11 protein-coding genes and 2 pseudogenes are annotated in these 13,284 nt (G+C 66.5%); 3 read left to right on the top strand and 10 right to left on the bottom strand.

Annotated features, from left to right (window positions below; genetic code table 11):
* Positions 1–230, top strand: a 230-nt coding sequence (locus EAH89_RS29460; protein WP_140887486.1) for a transposase domain-containing protein, incomplete at its 5' end; no start/stop codon positions are given.
* Between the two features lie 149 nt (positions 231–379).
* A pseudogene (gene tnpB, locus EAH89_RS29455) lies at positions 380–562 on the top strand (IS66 family insertion sequence element accessory protein TnpB); the annotation flags it as partial.
* 63 nt (positions 563–625) lie between these two features.
* On the opposite strand, the gene EAH89_RS29450 reads toward tnpB, so the two are convergent.
* The 8 genes from EAH89_RS29450 to EAH89_RS29415 all read right to left on the bottom strand — a co-directional run bounded on the left by EAH89_RS29450 (position 626) and on the right by EAH89_RS29415 (position 11,671).
* Positions 626–2,089, bottom strand: coding sequence for an HlyD family type I secretion periplasmic adaptor subunit (locus EAH89_RS29450; protein ID WP_161993842.1), 1,464 nt, complete (start codon positions 2,087–2,089; stop codon positions 626–628).
* Positions 2,086–3,714 (bottom strand): ATP-binding cassette domain-containing protein, encoded by a 1,629-nt coding sequence (locus tag EAH89_RS29445; protein WP_161993841.1) that lies wholly within the window; start codon positions 3,712–3,714, stop codon positions 2,086–2,088. The genes EAH89_RS29450 and EAH89_RS29445 overlap by 4 nt, the downstream gene beginning before the upstream one ends.
* A 71-nt stretch (positions 3,715–3,785) precedes the next feature.
* Positions 3,786–5,519 (bottom strand): ATP-binding cassette domain-containing protein, encoded by a 1,734-nt coding sequence (locus EAH89_RS29440; protein WP_161993840.1) that lies wholly within the window; start codon positions 5,517–5,519, stop codon positions 3,786–3,788.
* Positions 5,520–5,521: 2 nt separating this feature from the next.
* On the bottom strand, positions 5,522–6,268 hold the full coding sequence (locus EAH89_RS29435; RefSeq protein WP_140887474.1) for a hypothetical protein: 747 nt from the start codon (positions 6,266–6,268) through the stop codon (positions 5,522–5,524).
* A 28-nt stretch (positions 6,269–6,296) separates the two neighbouring features.
* A complete protein-coding gene (locus EAH89_RS29430; RefSeq protein ID WP_161993839.1) occupies positions 6,297–7,592 on the bottom strand; it encodes a glycosyltransferase family 4 protein in 1,296 nt (431 codons plus the stop codon).
* Positions 7,589–9,907, bottom strand: coding sequence for a glycosyltransferase family protein (locus EAH89_RS29425; protein WP_140887469.1), 2,319 nt, complete (start codon positions 9,905–9,907; stop codon positions 7,589–7,591). Before EAH89_RS29425 ends, EAH89_RS29430 begins: the two co-directional genes overlap by 4 nt.
* 30 nt (positions 9,908–9,937) lie before the next feature.
* Positions 9,938–10,774: a calcium-binding protein gene (locus tag EAH89_RS29420; protein WP_140887489.1), complete on the bottom strand. Its 837-nt coding sequence runs from the start codon at positions 10,772–10,774 to the stop codon at positions 9,938–9,940.
* Positions 10,775–10,897: 123 nt separating this feature from the next.
* Positions 10,898–11,671 (bottom strand): winged helix-turn-helix domain-containing protein, encoded by a 774-nt coding sequence (locus EAH89_RS29415; RefSeq protein WP_140887466.1) that lies wholly within the window; start codon positions 11,669–11,671, stop codon positions 10,898–10,900.
* A gap of 245 nt (positions 11,672–11,916) precedes the next feature.
* Between EAH89_RS29415 and EAH89_RS32925 the strand changes: the two are divergent.
* A pseudogene (locus EAH89_RS32925) lies at positions 11,917–12,422 on the top strand (transposase); the annotation flags it as partial.
* Positions 12,423–12,544: 122 nt separating this feature from the next.
* On the opposite strand, the gene EAH89_RS29400 reads toward EAH89_RS32925, so the two are convergent.
* Together EAH89_RS29400 and EAH89_RS29395 are read right to left on the bottom strand one after the other, a co-directional pair.
* Positions 12,545–12,781, bottom strand: coding sequence for an integrase core domain-containing protein (locus tag EAH89_RS29400; protein WP_161993838.1), 237 nt, complete (start codon positions 12,779–12,781; stop codon positions 12,545–12,547).
* A gap of 219 nt (positions 12,782–13,000) precedes the next feature.
* Positions 13,001–13,284: integrase core domain-containing protein (locus tag EAH89_RS29395; RefSeq protein ID WP_241667263.1), on the bottom strand; the 284-nt coding region annotated here is incomplete at its 5' end.

The following is a 13,284-nucleotide window of genomic DNA, read 5'->3' as shown; positions in this document are numbered from 1 at the left end:
ATCGCAAGAATGCGCTGTTCGCGGGCAGCGATGGCGGGGCGCGGCACTGGGCTATCGCGATGACCCTCATCCAGACCGCCAAGCTGAACGGCGTCGACCCTCAGGCCTGGCTCACGGATGTGCTGGAGCGCGTCGTCTCCGGGCGGACCAAGACCGCCGAGTTGGACACCTTGCTGCCGTGGAACTGGAAGCACAGCAGCCCCGCCACGGCACCCGCCATCGCGGCGTAGCGCGCCGGAACTCAGCCAGCGCCCACCGTCAATACAATTCCGCCCCTGTCGCCGCCGCGACGCTTACCCTCCGGCTCGCGCCTGACGATGCGCGGCGACGTCTCGCCCGGGCTCCTGCGCGAGCTGGTCGAGGGGCTCGCCCAGCGCTGATGCTCGCACCTCCTCCGGGTACGCGGGTGTTTCTCGCCTGCGGCGTCACCGACATGCGGCGCGGGTTTGACGGGTTGGCTGCCCTCGTGCAGGGCGTGCTGGCCCAGGACCCGTTCTCGGGTGCGCTGTTTCTCTTTCGCGGCCGCCGGGGCGACCTGGTGAAGGTCCTCTGGTGGGACGGCCAGGGCCTGTGGGAACACTGCCGGGAGTGCCGCTTCTTCCTGGCCAACGCGGCAAGCCTCGGGTTAGTCCCGAAGGGCGCGCCGCATGCTGTCTCGCAGGGGACGAAGCAGGTAGTCGAGCACGGTTCTTTTTTCGCCGAGGACGAACACCTCGGCGGGCATTCCCGCCCAGAGCGGCGGAATGGCGGTGTTGCTGTTCTTGCCCTCCGTCTTGGAGACGAGGTCGAGCACGGCGCGAGCAAGGAAGAAGGCGATGCCCTGCGGGTCGGTTTGGCGGTCGGCGGAGACGTAGGTCAGCCGGCCGGTCATCAACGGCACCTCCCGCTGTCGGAAGGCCGACAGGCGCACGTTGACCTGTTGTCCTACGGCGACCTGTTCGATGTCATTCGGTGATATCCGGACCTCCACCACCAGGGAGGATCCTTCGGGGACAAGGTCGAGGATAGGCTGGCCCGCACCGATTGAGCTACCGGGCGTGAAGTACCGGATGTCGGTCACGGTCCCGGGCTCGGGTGCGAGGACCTCTCGCCGGGTCAGGACGTCCTCGGCCGATCGCAGGCGTTCGGCCGCGTCCGCCGTTGTCGCCTGGGCTTCCTGGAGATCCCGGGCCACCTCGGACTGCCGGGTAAGCTGGAGGTTCTCGGCCTCGAGCTCGGCCTGAGCCTTCAGTTCACGAGCCTGGGCTTCCTGCGCGGTGTATTGGCCGAGGTTCCCGAGAGCTTCGGCTTCGTTCCGGCGGAGTTCGAGCGCACGGGTTCTGGTGGCGAATCCCTTCGCCAGGAGCTGGTTTACGCCGGCCAGTTCGTCACGGAGGGCATCAAGCCTGGTGCTGGCGGCCGTCCGTTGCGCGCCCAGGGCGCGGATCTGGTCGCCGTACTGGGCTGCGTGCCGGCCTGCAGCGGCCACAGCACCGTCGTACGCGGCCCACCGCGCGGCGAAGAGACGCTGTTCGGTCGCCATGGCGGCGGCAAGGCCCTGCTCGAGCAAGGGAGTGGAGGAGGCGAGGGAGGGAGCCGACAGCATCCGTCCATTGGCTTGTTCGGCCGTCAGGCGGGCGAGGCGCGCGAGCCCGGCGACGTAGAGCGCCCTCGCTTGGTTCGCCGCGGCTTCCGCTTGCGTGACGTCGAGGCGCAGGAGGACTTGTCCTCCCTGCACGCCATCGCCTTCCTTCACCGCGAGCTGCCGGAGAATTCCTGCTTCGAGGAGGGTGATCGTTTTTCGGCGCCCCTCCGAGACGAAGGAGCCGGTGCCCATAATGGCGCTCTCGAGAGAGGTTGTCGCCGCCCAGCCGAAGAGGCCGCCGACGCCGATGGTGAGCGTGAGGACGGACGCGAGCGCGATGTTCCGGAGGGAGGGGGCGCCGAGGGCGACTTCCAGGGAAGGATCGAGGGCGCTGTCCGTCGATGGCTTGGGGGCATGAGGCGGCGTCACCCGGGCGAGTTCCCCCGCAGGCCGGACCGATGGCAGGTTTTCGTCCGGCCGGTGGGACGGCAGGGACGTCCGTGTGTCCGAGATGGCTTGGTTCACAGGGAGGTCCCCTTGGCGTTGGTGTCGAGGCGCCAGGCCCCATCGGCGGAGAGATCGATCCAGGTGGTGACGATGCCGTGCCATGAATCGGGATCGTGCGTCACCAGAAGGACGATGGTTCCGCTTTCCCGGCGGCGCGCTACGGCGGCCCGCAGTTCGCCGACGAGGTGGGCATCAAGGCCTGCCTCCGGCTCGTCGAGGACGATCATTGCCGGCGACCCGAAGAAGGCCCGGGCAAGGGCCACCATCTGCTTCTGACCGCCCGAGAGCCCGGCGGAGTGGCCGGCTGCGGTGGCATAGCCCTCGGTCAGGCGCCCGATGAGGTCGTGTGCGCCAACCTCCCGGGCTGCCACCACGGCATCTTCGGCGGCGGTTTCCGAGAAGCGGCGGATGTTGTCCAGCACGCTTCCCTCGAGCAACTGCGCGCCTTGCGGCAGGTACCCGATCGGCGAGGGACGATGGGTCAGCCCGTCGCGCCCTGGCAGGGCGTCGGTTGCCTCGCCGTCAAGGCGAACGCATCCCGCCTCGGGCCGAGCTATCCCCAGGATGGCTCGGAGGAGGGAGGACTTGCCAACGCCATTCGGCCCGCGGATGCCAACGACCTCGCCGGGCGCCAGGGTGACATCGAGATCCTGGACGAGGGTGCGCAGGCCGTCCGGGGTTCGAAGGCTCAGGTGTTCTACCTGAAGACCGGGCACGGGCGGCGTCGGTGACGGGGAGGGCGCCGGGGTATCGGTCGCCCTGATGAAGGCGGACAGGCGGCGCCAGGCGACCACTCCATACGACCAGTCCCGCCAGGTGGCGACGATACGGCTCACGGGGGAAGCCGCCATGCCGGCGAGCATCGTTGAGGCAAGGATGCTGCCGGGCGAGGCTCGATGGTAGGTGACGAGCCAAATCCCGACGCAGATCATCGCCATCTGAAGGGTGAGACTGACGAAGGTCGCGATTTCCTGGATCGCCCGGGCCCGCCGGTGGGCCGCGTCGCCGAGTTCGATCGCTTGCTCTGCCTCCGGCCGCCAACGGCGTAGGATGGCGGGAAGCATGCCGAGGCCGTCAACCACGTCGCGGCTTCGCAGGCGTCCGGAGAGTGCGGCGACGGTCCGGGCTTGTTGGTGGCTCGCGGCGCGGACGAGATCGCGTGTCGTAAGGTCCGCCAAGGCGCCGAGCGCGCCCAGGGCAACGCAGCCTGCGATCGCCAGCCAACCGTAGTAGGGATGCAGGACGAAGAGAAGCCAAGTGGCGGCCGGCACCATCATCAGGTCGAGCAGGTCCGAGGCAACGGCCCCGCCGAACAGCCGCTGGACCTCGCCGGCGTCCCGCAGGGCGGCCAGCCCGCGTGTTCTGTCGCCGGCCAGGGCGCCTTTGACCGACGCGCCGAGCGCCTGGAACTGCAGGCGTCGTCCCGCGGCGCTCGTCGCCGCCGAGACAAGCGCGGAGCGGAGGTAACGCAGTCCGCCGCCGAGAAGGACAATCAGGGCGTAGGCCACCCCGAGAGCGAGGAGCGTGTCTCCGTTGCGGCTCTGCAGGACCCCGTCGAAGACGTGCATGGTGAGCAACGGGGCCGCGAGCATGGCGCCGAGGGCTCCAACCGAGAGCAGTATGCAGAGGAGCAGGACGCCCATACCTCGGATGGCATGCCGGCTCTGGAGGAGGCGGCGAGGTTTCGCCCAGGCCGGGGCGGCGGGGGAGATCCTCATGCGGCCGACTTCGGGTTGAAGGCGATGACCTTGCCCTTTTCCTGCGTGATGGCCGCCTGCGTCCGGCCGCGCAGGCTGCCGTCGAGCTGCAAGATGAGCAGCCGGTCAGCCATGGCGAGGACCCCGGAGCGGTGGGAGCTGATGACGACCGCGACCCCGACCTGGCGGAGTTTCGACAGGAGCGGCCCGAACGCGGCTTCGCCTTCGGCGTCAAGCCAAGCGGTCGGTTCGTCTAGGATAAGCAGGCGCGGCGATCCATACAGGGCTCGGGCCAGCGCGACCTTCTGGCGCTGGCCCATGGAGAGGCCAGAGCCTGCTGCTTCCGAAACCGGCGTGGCATAGCCGAGGGGAAGCTGCGCGATCATGCGATCCGCTCCGCACAGGCGCGCCGCGCGGATGACGCTTGGCAGATGGGGCTCGGGCGTCAGGCGGGCGATCGCCTCGGCCACCGTGCCGTCCCCTAGCAGGGGGTCTTGCGGGAGATAGCCGACGTGGCAGGCGAGGTGTTCGCGTGACCAGTGCCCCACGGCGTGGCCGTCGAGGAACACGCCTCCGGCGGTGGGCCGGATCATCCCCAGCATCAGTCGAAGGAGGGTCGTTTTGCCGCTTCCCGACGGCCCTGAGATTGCCGTGACGGTGCCCGGTTCGATGGCAAGGCTGATTTCCCGGAGGATCGGGCGCGGCGTGCGCGGCTGGAGATAGGTAAGACGCTCGAGCACGAGGCGCCCGTCGGGACAGGCGAAGTCCTGCCTTTGATCCACGGCGTTTTCGCCCCGCTGACCGAGATGTTCGTTCACGCGCCGCCAGGCGGTCGCGGCAAGGGCCCAATCTTGGTTGGCGGCGCCCAGGTGGGTGAACGGCTCGATCAGTCGGCCGGCGAGAAGCATGGCGGCCATCAAGCCGACGCCGAGGTTCTCGCCCGCCAGCGCGAGACCGGCGCCGAGGACCATCACCAGACCGGCCGTGAGGCTTTGAAGGGACGACGTGGCGGCGGCAAGGCGCCGTCCCGTCTCCTGTGCGGCTTGCAGGCGCTCCCCGCCCGCACGCAGATCGACCAGCCAGCGCCGTGCCAGGGTGGGACGCATGCCCATGGCTTCGACGGCTTCGGCGCAGCGCATGGCGTCGGCCACGAGGCCGGCGGTGCGGGTGGAGAGGGCGTTCGTGGCTGTCAGGGCGTCGAGTGCCCGCTTCTCGGCGCGCAGGCTGATGAAGGCCGCGAGGACGCAGCCGCAGAAGCCGACGAAGGCAAACCAGGGATGGATGACCCACAGGATGATCAGGGTCACCGGGGCGAGGGCCACGTCGAGAGCCGCGGAGCAGAGGCTGTCGCTTACCGCCCGGCGGATCTCCTCCACGTCAGCGAGGAGGCTTGCGCAGGCGATGGACGGGTCGCCCGAGCGCGCCGCCGCCTGCAGGATGGCGGGCGCAGAGAGGCGGCGGGCAAGCCGGTTGCCGGCGGCAAGGAGCGTCAGCGAGCGAAGGTGCGACAAGCCAACAAGAACCGCGGTGACGATCAGGAAGCCGGTGGCAAGTCCGGCCACGGTCGACATGCTCCCGGTTGGAACGACCAGCCGGTAGACCTCCATGCGGAGAAGCAGGCCGAGGAAGGTCGCCGCGATCGCGGCCGCGCCGATGATGAGGGCAAGACGGATGGACGCGGTTACCTCGGCCTGGACGAGGCTCAGGATGCCTTCCGGCTGGGCTAGGCGGGTGGAACGGGCAGCGGCCATAATCAGCGTCCCAGGAGAAGGGAACTGATACCCGCAACAGACCATGCAAGCGCGCTACCGGCGGCAAAACAGACCAAGCAGCAGAGGGCGATCTGCCAGGTGTCGAGCCGGCGTCCATTCGGACCGGCGGAGCCGAGGCTTTGCCGTTGAACGAGGGCGAGCTGCTCATCGATGGCAACCGACCGCATCTCGAGGGTCGTCACCCGTTCCAGGAGGTCGGCGACAGCGGCGGCTGCCGCCTTTAATTCCTCGTCCGAGCGAGCGGCGAAGGTGTCGAAGCGCTCCTGCAGATCCGTGTTCCGCTCGGACAGCGTTTTCACCGCCGCGGCGAGCTCGGCTTCCCTCTGGTTCTGGTTTCCCGCTTGGGTCGCCGGGGCGACCGGGGTCAGGACAACGGGCGGGCGCCGGGCGGCGCGTATCGGAAGCGGCACAGCTTCCCCGTTTTCTGCGATGGCAACAACGGAGATCTCGGCCCGCCTTGCGAGGATTTCGGGCGTGAGTGGAAGGTCGAAGGCGTGTTGCCCGTCACCGATGCCGCTGCCGGCGAGGTCAGGGCGAAGGCTGGAGGCGGTTGTGGAGGCCGCGACAGTCGAGCCGAGACGTAGCTCGATGCGAAGGCGGTCATCCGGATTGGCCTGGTTCCAGGCCCAGCCGAACAGGCGGCCCGGCTCAACGTTATCGATCAGGCCTTGGATGGCGGCGCCGCGGGTAACGGGCCCCTGGTCGACCATGGCTGCGCTCTCGGACATCGTTCTTCTCTCGCCGTACAGGAACGGGTCAGGCTGGGGTGGACGCCAGCCGGCCGGTTGGGGAACGAAGGATCTGACGGTAGAGATCCAGGTGTGCGTCAGCGGCTCGGTCCAAGCTCTGCGGAGGGCGCATGGTGTTCACCAGGGTCTGCCACAGATCGGGATTGGAGGCCGCTCGAGCCATTGTTTCGTGCCACCCATCCGCATCGCCGATGGGAGCGTGTAACCCGTCCACGCCGTTGCGGATGAGCTCCGCCATCCCACCCGCGTCGCCGCAGATGACCGGCCGGCGGTGATGGAGGGCTTCGAGGACGACCAGAGGGGCGTTCTCGAACCAGATGGACGGAACGACGACCCAGTCGGCGTTCGCGATGCGCGCCGGCATCTCGGCGGCTGAGTAGATGCCGTGATGCCTTGCGTCAGGTGCGGATGCGAGGGCGGTCCTGAACTCCGCGAGGAAGGTTTCCGGCTGGAAGGCCGTTCCACCGTGGAGGGAAAGCTTGTGAGACACCCCGATTGCGGAGAGCTTCGCCGAGGCCTCGAGGGCGATCAGCGATCCCTTGAAGCGGTTGATGTGCCCGAAGAATGCAAAGCGGTTCCGGGCCTCGCCTGGCGCCACCGGCCGATGTGCGACTGGCGAACCCTTTACCGGCGCTGCGTTGGACAGGACGCTGATCCGGTCGGCTGCCCATCCAGCCGCGACGAATTTTTCCTTGAGGAACTCGCTTGGCGAGAGGATGGCATCGACGCTTTCGCAGGCGTTCCGCAGGGAGATCTGCCGGAGCATGAGGTCCGTGGCTGAGCGGTCGGGCAAGCATCGGCGGCAGGCGTCAGGGGAGGGGCCGGTGCAAAGACGGCCGTCCGTTCTGAGCAACTGCCCCTCGCGCGGGCAGAGGGCGAAGTAGTCGTGCAGGGTGAGGACGATTTTCGCTCGCCGGGGTGCAAGGCGCCGCAGAAGCGCGATGGTCTCCACACCGAATTGAAGGGGGTGATGAAGGTGGATCACGTCGGGCCGAAGCTGGCCCATTAGCGGCACGAGGGTCGCAGCCAGCCCATGAGTATCGATCTGGCTGAGAAAGAAACGGTCGAAGTGCGGTAGGCGGATAAGCGCCTCGTCGGACTGGCCGCCAGGGGCGGACTGGAGGAGCGTTCCAGGCTTGGCATCCCGGTAGGCGGCGCTCACCGCGGCCAGAAAGAGGCCCTCTACGTTGCATGACCGGTCGCGGAGCGATCGGAACAGGCTTCTGGCCACGACTTCGGTTCCGCCCGGCTGCAGGTCCGGGTGGTTGTGGGCGAGCACGAGGAGGCGGAGAGGTGTCGTCATCGCTTGGGCCTTTGCGCTCCATCGCCTGAAAACTGGTTCATCAGGGCGGAGATGGCCGTGTCCCATCGGAGGTGGTGAATTCGCCGGTTGTGCGCACAGGCGAGGGTCCTGGCGTAGCCGCCATGGCCGACGATGGACTGCCGTTCGAAATGGTAGAGTTCGGCTTCCGGGGCATAGCGGATGGTTCCGCCCAGGGCGCGCAGGCGGAGGCAGAGATCGCTGTCCTCGTAGTCGCCAACGACGTAATCCGCACAGAGGCCGCCGGCCGCGTCGAAGGCGTCGCGACGAACGAGGAGGCTCGCGCCGGTCACGCCCGGCACCTCGCCGGCCCGCTCCACTGACGGGAAACGGCGTGGCATTCCCTTTCCGTAATGCCCGTTGAGCCAGTCGCCCTGGGCGCCCTCTCGGGCAAAGAACAGCCCGGCATGCTGGACCGAGCCATCCTCGAAGAGAAGCTTCGGACCGACAGCGCAGGTGCGATCGTCCCGCTCCAGGCTTCGGAGCATGGCCCGGAGCCAGCCGGGAGCGCAGGGGATGACGTCGGAATTGAGGAGGAGAACGGCCTTCGCGCTGGGATCAGAGGCAAGAACGCCAGCGTTGTTTGCGCTGGCGTAGCCTGCGTTAACGGGCATGACCACCATGGTCGCGGGAAGATCGTAGATCCCATAAAGGCCGCGCAGCAGGTGCTCGAGCTCCGCCCTCTGCTCGGGGGAATCGAGGACGAAGAGGAGGCTGGCGTCGGCGCGAAAGCTCGCGTCCTGGGCGAAGGCCGCGATCTGGAAGCGCAGGAACCGGAGGTTTTTGTACAAGGGGATGATCACGTTGACCCGCGGCTTTCGGGGAGGATCTCCGATCTGCACGACGTCCGGCGCGCCGATCGGAGCGAGGACACCGCGCTGGAGGCGTGCAACGGCCGGGATGATGCAGTCGTCGAGGAGATCGTGCCGCAGAGCGGCCGGGTGAACGGCTCGCAGGACCAGGTCGCGTGCTGATACCGGGGGCAGGAGACTGGGCGGAGCCCCAAGGGAGATGGCTTCACCGGACCGCAGTTGCAGGTCGAGCCCCCATTGCGCGACGGGGCCGCCGGTCAACCGCTCAAGGTCGGGAAGATGCGCCAGGAAGCCGGGGTTGCTGTCCGCGGTTCCGTGAAGGGTCTTTGAGAGCCGCTCTGCAAGGTCCGGGCGTGCGTGCCACTTGGTGATCGCCTTTGGCACTTCTTGCCGAAGGCCCGTCAACGGATCTCGCAATGCGAGGCCGCCGGTTACCATATGGAAGGGGTCCCGCATCCATCCGCCAATGAAGACGCCCCCTTCACCATCGGAGACTGCGATCTCTAGGGCGGCTCCAACAGGACGAGCGGGGTTGTCGAGGACCTGTGCCGGGACAAGCGGGGCAAGCAGCCGCCGGTCGCGGAGGAGTTGCTTCAGCTTGCTGTTGCCCGGCTCGGCGGCAACCCGGCGTGCCAGGGCCGCCGCGAGGGCGCGTTCCGCGGCTTCGCGGCCCGGTACGCTTTCGAGCAAGCGTGGCAGGGACGCGGGGCCGGCGCGTAGAAGAAGGGGCTTCGGGGCGTGATGCCCTGGCCGCCCTGGGGGGAGGAGAAGGGTGGTCTCGGAAGGGCGCAGAGGCTCATCGAGAACGAACACGCCGGCGACGGGCGCGGCTATCCGCCGGGTCGAGCGTGCGGTGAGGAGGTACCAGGAACCCGCGGGGTGGGACCCGGGCACAGCCCAGACCGAGTGGGGGTCGGCCGTGGCCGAGAGGGCCTGCGCGGAGGGTCCCGCCGAGCGGTCTGGTGCGTTGCTCGAGGCTAGGCGCAGAGCCTCCCGGACGAGTTGGTGCCCGGGTTCAATCTTGAAGATGTTGGTGCAGGCGCCGACCAGCGCATAGAGAAGCGAGGCTTGCATCCCGAGGGGAAGGCCTCCGACAAAGGCGCCGAAATCGATGACGTTACCGGAGCCGGATGCGCGGTCGGCATACCCCGCGAAGTCCATCGTGCTGTCGCGGAAGACCTCGACGAGAAAGGATTCGTCGGCCCCGGGCGCTCTCAGCACGGCGGAGCGTCGTGCCATGATGATCTGCAGGGACAGGCTGCCCTCGGTGAGCCGAAGGGCCGTCACGGGTGCCGGAACGGTGTGACCGTCTACCTGAACTGCCAGTGAGCCCGGCGACGAGGCGAGCGTCGCATCGTGGACGATAACCAGGAGACCGGCCGCGAAGGTGAAGATGCGAGGCCGGGGAGAGGCGTCAGAAAAGGTAACGCCGGACCATTTCTGGTCCGGCGTCGGGAGAACGTCCGCAGACAGGGAGGCGTCCATCGATGATCCTGTCCTACGGCGACGTCTTGATCAGACGATCTTGACGTAGCTGTCGAGGTTGCTGACCAGGTCGCTGGCCGACACGCCGACGAGCTTGATGGTGTCGCTGCCGAGCGTGATGATCGCGCCCGTCGCATCCTCGGTGATCCGTCCGGCGAGGTCCTCGGCGCTGGTGATGCCGGTGCCGTTGATGTTGGACACGATCTCGATCTGGTCGGTGCCGCCGCGAAAGTCGAGCACGACGTCGTTGCCGAAGTTCGAGGCGAAGAAGAACGTGTCCTCGCCCGAACCGCCGATCAGCGTGTCGTTGCCGAGGCCGCCGATCAGCGTGTCGTTGCCGCTGCCGCCGACCAGGCGGTCGTGCCCACCCTGACCCTGGAGGAGGTCGTCGCCCGTCCCGCCGAAGATCGTGTCGGCGCCGTCGCCGCCAGCCACCGTGTCGTTGCCCGAGCCCGCGTCGATGAGATCGTCGCCCGCGCCGCCCGAGATAACGTCGTTGCCGCTGCCACCGAGCAGGGTGTCGTTGCCCGCTCCACCGAAGAGAGTGTCGCGTCCGGTCCCGCCGCTGAGCCAGTCGTCGCCAGCGCCGCCGTCGAGGATGTCGTCACCGGCCTCGCCGTACAGGATGTCCTGGCCCGCCTCGCCGTAGATCACGTCATTGCCCGAGCCGCCATAGACCGTGTCATCCCCGGTCCCGGCGAAGACGAGATCGTCGCCGCGGCCGGCGTAGACGAGGTCGTTGCCGCCGAAGGTTGTGATGAGGTTGTCCGACGTGAAGCCAGGAAGGTTGTCGGCGATGATCGTGTCATTGCCGGGAGTGCCATACCAGTCCGTCTCGCCACCAGGAATAGAAGCATAATCAGGCATCTACTCATATACCCTTTTGGCTCACTAGGACGATGATTCGCCCAGCAATCAAATCTTCTTGAGAATCTATTTGCCCGTCGAGTGTTGCGTACACAATGCGACAAAATCAAATAGAACATATCTCTACAATGTAGATTGTTTATTAATAATATCTTGCTGTCTGATCCCAGTAAAAACGTAGCCCACGCCACGGACTGCTTTAATCATGTTTGGATCGTTACAGAATGGCGCTAGCCTTCGGCGCAATCTAGCAGCGACATTATCAATTGCTCTATCTTCTGGATACCAAGGTCGGCGAAAAATCTCTTCTGACAAAACTGTTCTCGGAACCGGTAAGCCTCGCCTACGGTTAAGATAGTAAAGAAAATCGAACTCGGCCGTCGAAAGCCCGCAAGGCGTCCCACAGGGTGCAATTAAATCTCGCTGGTCAATTGCGAGGCGCCAAGGAGAACAGTTGGTTTTGGCCATAGTCGATGGAAAGGAGGGCTGTGTGAGCGTCGGAGCTGGCACGGTAAAGCGGGCACGCCTTACAACTGCGCGGATGCGCGCAATTACCTCTTGGTCGGTAAAATCACCAGGAATACAATCATCGGCGCCTGCGTTGAAACCCGTAACCCGATGCGCATCGTCGTTGCTCTCTACAGCGCGGAGAACGCATGGGACATTGGAGACATAGCGGACGCTCTGCAGGATCTGCAGAGCCTGTTGCGGAACTGCTCCGGCCCAGTTAATCAAAACTAGACTAAGCGGTGCATGCGCTAGTCGTTCCAATGCCTCATCTACCTGACTGTAGGCCTCAGCCGGCAAACCACATTCGGTCAGATAAGCCGCTGTCTGGCCTGCGCGTTTGCCGTCCACATCGTATACAACGAATGGATCGTAGGTTTGCCTTCCCAAGCGAGCTGCTCCTGAAGGGGAATGCGGCGGTCATGGAGCACTCTGGCTAGTTCGTAGCTAAGAGGCAAAGCTTTTCACAAACGCTTGATAATTCCTTACAATCCGTCTAAATTCTGGACTTTCTCGCGTGTTCTGAAGCGTAACGGAACTGGGTGAAGGGCCGAATCGGTGCGCGAATTTGACCTTCCCGCGTAGAAGCGGTCCGCCGGTAGAGTGAGCCCGGCGGAACCGTGGAGGGTGTTGGGATGCAAGGAAGCACCACAAGCCGGAGGGCTGAAGGTATACCTTCAGCCGTCGCCAAGCTGCGTCAGGTCGAGGTGTTGCTGGCGCAGGGCAGGACCGCCGCTGAGGCGGTGCGCACGATCGGGGTGACGGAGCAGAGCTACTACCGCTGGCGGAGCGAGTATGGCGGCCTGAAGTTGGACCAGGTGAAGCGCCTCAAGCAGCTGGAGCAGGAGAACGGACGGCTCCGCAAGGCGGTGGCGGACCTGACGCTCGAGAAGCTGGTGCTGAAGGAAGCCGCCTCGGGAAACCCGTGAGCGCCGCCCGTCGTCGCGCCTGCGTCGAGCACGTCACGGGCAGGCTGGACGTCTCGGAGCGGTTTGCCTGCAAGGTGCTGGGTCAGCACCGCTCGACGCAGCGGAAGGCGCCGAGGCAGGCCGACGACGAGGTGGCGCTCACCGAGAGCATTACCAACCTGGCCCGGCAATACGAGCGCTATGGGTACCAGCGGATCAAGGCCCTGCTCCGGGATCTCGCCGGTATCCTGGTCGATCTGCTCACCTGCGATGGCTTCGGCTGGCGCGCCCCTTGTGGAGTGGCGGCGCCGGGCGGTGGACTGGGCCTGGAGTGCGCCCTTGGGAGTGGACAGGCTCAGGCCGCTGTTTTGACCGCCTGCCGGGCGTGTTGATCCTCGAACTGTACGGGGCTGAGATAGCCCAGGGCCGAGTGCAGCCGCCGCGAATTGTAGACACCGTCGATGAACCGCGGAAGGTCGGCGGTGACATCCTCGAAGCTCTCGTAGGCGGCCAGGTAGACAGCCTCAACCTTGAGCGTCTTCATGAAGCTCTCGGTCTTGGCGTTGTCGTAGGGATTGCCCCGTCGGCTCATCGAGCCCGCCAGGCCGTGGGCGGCGAGCAGCTCACGATACGCCTCGGATGCGTATTGGGTGGATTCACGCGGTCGTCGCAACACCGAGGCGGAGGGGGGTTGCGATGGCGTGTCGGCGGCGTTCGGATTGGGCTTTGCGGGCGAAGTCCCCTTCGCCTGGCCGCCCGGGAGTGGCCAGGCGTGAGTGACAAGCCCCCACGAGGTACGCCGGGTCGGATGTTAATGGCGCATGGGCAGGAGCTGGGCTGAGGCGTGGGCGGTTTGGCCGTGTGGTGGCCTGCCGAGGTGCGTTAGGACGACCTCTGGCGCGGGCGGGCGGTAGTGCAGCGAGGAGTGCGGGCGAACGGTGTTGTAGTGGCGGCGCCATTGCTCGATCAGGACCTTGGCCTCGGCGAGTGTGTTGAACACCTCGGCGTTCAGCAGTTCGTCGCGCAGCTTGCCGTTAAAGCTCTCCACGTAGCCGTTCTCCCAGGGGCTGCCCGGCTCGATGAACGCCGTCCTCG

The sequence above is a fragment of the Muricoccus nepalensis genome, assembly GCF_006438825.1.
Classification (GTDB): domain Bacteria; phylum Pseudomonadota; class Alphaproteobacteria; order Acetobacterales; family Acetobacteraceae; genus Roseomonas; species Roseomonas nepalensis.
This window is presented reverse-complemented; position numbering and strand designations above follow the sequence as displayed.

Bases quoted from the DNA above. Each gene is read 5' to 3' on its own strand.
- EAH89_RS29445 (WP_161993841.1), bottom strand. From the start codon at position 3,714: ATGGGCGTCCTGCTCCTCTGCATACTGCTCTCGGTTGGAGCCCTCGGC.
- EAH89_RS29425 (WP_140887469.1), bottom strand. From the start codon at position 9,907: ATGGACGCCTCCCTGTCTGCGGACGTTCTCCCGACGCCGGACCAGAAA.
- EAH89_RS29430 (WP_161993839.1), bottom strand. From the start codon at position 7,592: ATGACGACACCTCTCCGCCTCCTCGTGCTCGCCCACAACCACCCGGAC.
- EAH89_RS29400 (WP_161993838.1), bottom strand. From the start codon at position 12,781: ATGAGCCGACGGGGCAATCCCTACGACAACGCCAAGACCGAGAGCTTC.
- EAH89_RS29435 (WP_140887474.1), bottom strand. From the start codon at position 6,268: ATGTCCGAGAGCGCAGCCATGGTCGACCAGGGGCCCGTTACCCGCGGC.
- EAH89_RS29440 (WP_161993840.1), bottom strand. From the start codon at position 5,519: ATGGCCGCTGCCCGTTCCACCCGCCTAGCCCAGCCGGAAGGCATCCTG.
- EAH89_RS29420 (WP_140887489.1), bottom strand. From the start codon at position 10,774: ATGCCTGATTATGCTTCTATTCCTGGTGGCGAGACGGACTGGTATGGC.